Source organism: Zarconia navalis LEGE 11467 (assembly GCF_015207075.1).
Taxonomy (GTDB): domain Bacteria; phylum Cyanobacteriota; class Cyanobacteriia; order Cyanobacteriales; family Geitlerinemataceae; genus Zarconia; species Zarconia navalis.
In genome coordinates, this window is sequence record NZ_JADEXN010000432.1 from 1 (window position 1) to 5,052 (window position 5,052).

4 protein-coding genes are annotated in these 5,052 nt (G+C 50.2%); all 4 read right to left on the minus strand.

The genetic code is table 11. The features are described from left to right. Window positions 1-137 precede the first annotated feature (137 nt). Window positions 138-1,667 (minus strand): glucose-6-phosphate dehydrogenase, encoded by a 1,530-nt coding sequence (zwf, locus tag IQ235_RS18690; RefSeq protein WP_264322921.1) that lies wholly within the window; start codon window positions 1,665-1,667, stop codon window positions 138-140. 307 nt (window positions 1,668-1,974) lie between these two features. After that, window positions 1,975-3,111 (minus strand): transaldolase, encoded by a 1,137-nt coding sequence (gene tal / locus IQ235_RS18695; RefSeq protein WP_264322922.1) that lies wholly within the window; start codon window positions 3,109-3,111, stop codon window positions 1,975-1,977. A 63-nt stretch (window positions 3,112-3,174) separates the two neighbouring features. Next, a complete protein-coding gene (fbp, locus tag IQ235_RS18700; RefSeq protein ID WP_264322923.1) occupies window positions 3,175-4,239 on the minus strand; it encodes a class 1 fructose-bisphosphatase in 1,065 nt (354 codons plus the stop codon). A 619-nt stretch (window positions 4,240-4,858) separates the two neighbouring features. Continuing rightward, a partial coding sequence (locus IQ235_RS18705) for a DUF92 domain-containing protein (protein ID WP_405196696.1) occupies window positions 4,859-5,052 on the minus strand: 194 nt, incomplete at its 5' end.

Below are 5,052 nucleotides of genomic sequence, written 5' to 3' on the forward strand. Positions count from 1 at the left end.
CTCAGTGACCGGGACGCGGTGAGGGGGAGATGGGAGAGAGTAACCATTTCCCCCGACTCCTTTCCCAACTTATTACTTATTACTTGTTACTTAAAAATTCCCCATTCCCTATTCCCCATTCCCTATTCCCCATTCATCTAAAGTCTGCGCCAGCGTCCGCCATCTCGTTCTAGGAGCAATTCCGCTTCCACCGGTCCCCAGGTTCCCGCTTCGTACAGGGGAATCGAGTCCGGCGGTGCGGGTGCGTCCCAAACATTGAGCAAGGGAGTCAGTACTCGCCAGGAGGCCTCCACTTCATCACCGCGCGTGAATAGGGTTTGGTCTCCCAACATACAGTCAATCAGCAAACGGCTGTATGCGTCTGTACTGGGTTTACCAAAAGCGGTATCGTAGCGGAAATCCATATCCACCGATCGCGTCCGCAGCGCGCTGCCAGGGGTTTTCACCTCGAAACGCATACTAATACCTTCATTGGGCTGAATCCGCATTGCCAAGACGTTAGGATTAGCTTGTTTAGCCGCCGATTGGAACATCAAGTGCGGCACATCCTTGAATTGGATAGCGATTTCCGAGACTTTCTTCGGCATCCGCTTGCCCGTTCGCAGGTAGAAGGGAACCCCTTTCCAGCGCCAGTTATCGATATTTAGCTTCAGTGCCGCGTAGGTGGGAGTCGTCGACTTTGGATCGGCCCCATCTTCTTCCCGGTAGCTGGGAACTTGTTTGCCTTTCATCCACCCTTCGGTATATTGACCCCGAATAGCCGATCGCTCTAAGTTATCCAAATCGGCCAGACGCGTCGCCTGTACCACCTTCACTTTTTCGTTGCGAATGCTATCGGCATCGAGGGAGTTCGGCGCTTCCATCGCCGTCAGGCAAAACAGTTGCATCAGGTGGTTTTGCACCATATCCCGCAGCGCGCCAGAGGTTTCGTAATACCCGGCACGTCCTTCCAGTCCCACGGTTTCGGCGACGGTAATTTGCACGTTTTCCACAAACTGCCGGTTCCACAACGGCTCGAAAATGGCATTGGCAAACCGGAACACCAACAAGTTCTGTACCGTCTCTTTGCCGAGATAATGGTCGATGCGGTAGACTTGCCGTTCGTCGCAGACATCTTGCACCACCCGGTTGAGCATCCGCGCCGTACTCAAATCTCGGCCGAAGGGTTTTTCGATCACCAGGCGTTGCTTGCTCGGATCGGCGAGCATTCCAGCCTCGCCGAGTTGTTGGGTGGCTTCGCCGAAAAAGCGCGGCGCGACGGACAGGTAAAAGACGCGGTTGCCTCGGGTGCCCCGTTTTTCGTCGAGTTCTCCGAGAAAGGCTTTGAGTTTTTGGTAGCTTTCGGGGGAATCGATATTCCCCGAGCAGTAGAATAAGCCGTTGGCGAATTCATTCCAAATTTGTTCGGATTGCAGTCCGCCACCAAACTGTTCGATTCCTTCGCGCAGGTGTTCCCGGAAAAAGTCGTGACTCCAATCTCGTCGGGCCACACCGACGATGGTTAGTTCTGGAGGAAGGCGGCGTTCCAGCTTCATCTGGTAGATGGCGGGAATGAGTTTGCGCTGGGTTAAGTCTCCCGATGCGCCGAAGATAATTAAAATTTGCGGGTCGGGAACGCGATCTTGTTGGAGTCCCACGCGAAGTGGATTTTCTGCCAGTGAAATCATGAGCGAGTTATGAACTTTAATAGAGCGGGGGGAGCTGGTGTTGCAGGGGGAGAGTGAATACACGCGAGTTCGGGTCAAGGCTATACCGTTATTGCCAACACCCAAATACTTGAAACCATGTATTTCCCATTGACAAGCTCTTGGTTGTGAGAACCACAGAGTCAGGGTTTAGACCGATCTCAAACGCACGTTGAATCGTAAATCGTCATTTTCTGCGTCCCTACATCTGCGTATCTTTTCCCACACAAACGGAATGGGGAATCGATCGCCTAAAAAGCAACCCACTCCCCATTTTTTTTGACGATATTTAGACAGGTGCGAGTTGCTTCACTTTGTCTTCGAGGGACTCCATCAGCGACTCGAAGGGTTTGATAAACTTATCGATGCCCTCATCGAGGAGTTGTGCCATCACTTCGTCAACGTCGATACCCACTTCGGCTAGGGTTGCCATGGTCTGGGTTGCGCCGTCGATGTCGGTTTCGACGCGGTTGTCGATATCGCAGTGGTCGGCGCAGGCTTCGATGGTGTTGGGGGGTAGGGTATTGACGGTATCGGGCCCGACGAGTTCGTCAACGTACATCACGTCGCTGTAGTCGGGGTTTTTGGTGCTAGTGCTCGCCCAGAGGAGACGTTGGACTTTTGCACCTTTGGCTGCCAAGGCTTGCCAGCGATCGGTGGCGAGGATTTTCTTGTATTCTTGATAGGCGATCTTGGCGTTGGCGATCGCGACTTTGCCTTTGACGCTTTCTAATTTCGCTTTCTCGTCGGCATCGCTGGTTTCGGCGAGCATTTTATCGATGCGGCCGTCCACTTCGCTATCGATGCGGCTGAGGAAGAAACTGGCCACGGAGGAGATATTATCAATGGGTTCTCCTTTTTCTACCCGCGCTTCTAAGCCTTTAATATAAGCCCAGAAGGTGTCGATATAGGCTTGGACGGAGAACAGTAGGGTGACGTTGACGCTAATGCCATCGGCGATCGCTTGTTCCACAGCCGGTAAGCCTTCGGGGGTGCCGGGAATTTTAATCATCACGTTGGGACGATCGACGGCTTTGTGATAGCGACGTGCTTCGGAAATGGTGGTTTCGGTATCCCGCGCGATATTGGGGGGAACTTCAATGCTGATGAATCCATCGACACCTTTACTTTGTTCGTAGACCGGCATGAAGATATCGCAGGCATTGCGAATGTCTTCAAAGACTAAGGATTCGTAAATTTCGGTGACGGATTTGCCGTCTTTAATACCAGCTTCGATATCGGCATCGTAAATTTTGTTTCCGGCGATCGCCTTTTCAAAAATCGCTGGGTTCGAGGTGATTCCCCGCAATCCCCGCGTCACGATCGCGTCTTTAAGTTCTCCAGATTCGATCGCATCTCGAGACAAATTGTCCATCCAGATGCTTTGTCCGTAATCTTGAATTTCTAACAGAGGGTTGGTCGTCATAATTATTGTGTTTTGAATGAACTGAACAATATCGATCGACTCTTCGATCGACATCCACAAATCCTAAGAATCTACAAGGATTCTGTCCTCTTCCATGCGAGCGTTTTCTTGAATAAAAGACTCCACGAGAGACACATCTTCCTTACTGCCAATAATTAACGGCGTGCGCTGATGGAGTTGTGAACCCACAACATCTAGTATGTCTTGGGTTCCCGTACTGGCGCGTCCCCCCGCTTGCTCGATGAGATAGGCTAAAGGTGCCGACTCGTACAGCAGCCGCAATTTACCTTCGGGTTTTTTCACCGTACCGGGATAGAGAAATACCCCACCTTGGAGCAAAACGCGGTGAAAGTCTCCCACCAACGCACCGCTATAGCGTCCGGTGTAGCCGTCGTGGCGATGCACGTAGCGGATGTAATCGCGAATCGAATCCTCCCACTGCCAGAAATTGCCCTCGTTGACGCTATACACCGCGCCATGTTCGGGAACTTTAATATTTTCTTGCCACAGGATAAATTCCCCCAAACTCGGATCGAGGGTAAACGCATGCACCCCCGTACCGATGGAGTACACCAAAACGGTACTCGGGCCGTAGAGAATATAGCCGGCACCGATTTGATTGCGTCCGCATTCGAGCAAATCCCGCGCCGAACCATCTTCATCGTTGCCTTGCTGCTGGCGAATGGCGAAAATGGAGCCGACATTGAGGTTTGCGTCGATATTCGAGGAACCGTCGATGGGGTCGTATACCAGGGTGTAACGACCGATCGGGCAGTTTTCCGGGATGTAATAGGGCTTCTCCATTTCCTCGGAGGCAAGGCGACAAACCAAGCCGCTTTGCTCGAAGACCGAAATAAAGACATCGTTGGCGTAAATATCCATCTTTTTGACGGCTTCGCCTTGGACGTTCTCAGTTCCGGCAAATCCGAGGACTCCGGCCATAATTCCCGCGCGGCTGAGGCGACGAGCTGTCAGTTTCCCGGCTAAGGCGATACGGTTCATCAAGGCACTCAAATCTTGGGCCTCGGCCGAAAAGCTTTGTAGTTGTTGTAGAACGTGGCGAGATAGGGTAGTGCAGTCCCGATCGAGTGCGCGTTCCCCGGCTGTAGGTTGGTATGGATCGGTCATTAACGATCTTTCCTCCGTGTGTGCCACGATAGTTGTATAGCTGACCTCCCATCAGAGGGATGTCACTTTGGCAACGCCCGGTCGCTGTGAAATTTCTATTTACTATCTTAAAGATGCATTCCCAAATCGGGGGTTAACTTTATACCAACTACAGAATGTTTTCAGATTCGTGGGGGTTGAGTATTCACGCCTAAGTAGCTTCACTCAACCGAGATCGAGAACGATGTAACTTGTCGGTATATCCCGCCTGGAACTCATGTCGATTCCATGACAAAATTTAAAGTCAACCGCAAATTAGATGATGTTATACCCGATCGATAAAATCAAAAAAAATAACTTTTATCAGGTTGAATCCGCTCGTATATTTTAAATTTTAGTGAACTAATATAAGTTCAAAAAATTATATTTTCTCAAATAATACTAACAAGTTTATCTGAGCTTAATGCAATTACTTCAGTTTGTGATTGTACCGTTTTATCTATAAAAATCATCTTTATCTACTGATTGATTGGTTCGTTAATCTGCTGCAAAACCACTTTAGAAAGATATTGATTCTAAACTAAAAATATATCGAAAATCGGCTCGAAATTAAATTTGAAAAAACGATCGACCATCCCATTTACAAGCCAACGGAGAAATGGAGATAAGCCCATCCCAACAACACTGCCACGATCGCCCCGATCGTCGTGTTTAAGATATTCACCACTTCATTAGTCAGCCAGTCGAACTGGGATTGTAACGTTGCCCCGATGACGCTTTCGGCATTCGTTGCCACAAACGCCGCCAGAAGGCACACCCCAATCCCCGCAATAT